Source organism: Lewinella sp. IMCC34183 (genome assembly GCF_003390915.1).
GTDB lineage: Bacteria > Bacteroidota > Bacteroidia > Chitinophagales > Saprospiraceae > Neolewinella.
On the sequence record NZ_QMEM01000030.1, the window covers coordinates 1 to 979 of the forward strand.

Below are 979 nucleotides of genomic sequence, written 5' to 3' on the forward strand. Positions count from 1 at the left end.
GGAATACCTCCTTTTCGAGACGACTAATTGACGGAGCGTGTTGACTGTACTAACTAGTCAGCGTGTTCGTAGCAAAATAGACTTGTGTTGCAGTTGAAGCTGGACGGTTCGTCCGGTGGATGCAATCGCATTCGAGACCCACGGGTTCTGGAAGTAGTAGTTATACTGCGGCCACGACTCGCCTGCCTTGGTGTTAATTTAAAAATTGGCGCTCCATAATGATGGATCGCCCTTTTTATTAGTGAAAGCTAATGACCGGCTAAGTCAGTAATGGCTTAGGTACTGTTTGAAATTCACAGTCCCGTAGCTCAGCTGGTTAGAGCGCTACACTGATAATGTAGAGGTCGGCAGTTCAAGTCTGCCCGGGACTACTTCCTGGGGGATTAGCTCAGCTGGCTAGAGCACCTGATTTGCATTCAGGAGGTCATCGGTTCGACTCCGATATCCTCCACCCAGAACCACAGACGATTTCGATTGTTTGTGCCTGCCATTTAATAAGCGCGGTGCGCGGTCTTCCCAATGGGGACGACTTTTCGGTTCGACTCCGGAATTATACCACACCGACCCCCCGCGGGCCAATAGCGCATCATTAGCCTGAAGCACTATCGCCGGCGGATACCACGGGGTTGATGACGATCTTTGACAAGTTTGGATAAGAGAGCAACAGAAATTTTTACGGATTGAAATGGATTATAGATCACATTGAAGTCCGTTGCGAAGTAATGTTGAGCGGAGTGCACCTCGGTGTACTGCGCGAGATGACTTCAAGCGTCTGTTGGATACAATACTCATTAGTTTTAGGCAAGATTTAACGTTACGATTTTACTCGTTCGGTTTCTAAGAAACTGCCGTTTCCCTCGGGGATCGGTGAAGAATAGGAAGTGAACGAAGGGCGTACGGGGAATGCCTAGGCTCTCAGAGACGATGAAGGACGTGGTAAGCTGCGAAAAGCCAGGAGGAAGTGCAAACAACTGTTGAT

Annotated in this window: 2 tRNA genes and 1 rRNA gene; all 3 read left to right on the top strand. The window is 48.8% G+C overall.

Features of this window, described 5'->3' with window-relative positions:
- Positions 1-297: 297 nt before the first annotated feature.
- Positions 298-371 (top strand) — tRNA-Ile (locus DQG19_RS20640).
- A gap of 6 nt (positions 372-377) precedes the next feature.
- Positions 378-451 (top strand) — tRNA-Ala (locus DQG19_RS20645).
- Positions 452-876: 425 nt separating this feature from the next.
- Positions 877-979: ribosomal RNA gene (locus tag DQG19_RS20650) — 23S ribosomal RNA — on the top strand; the annotation flags it as partial.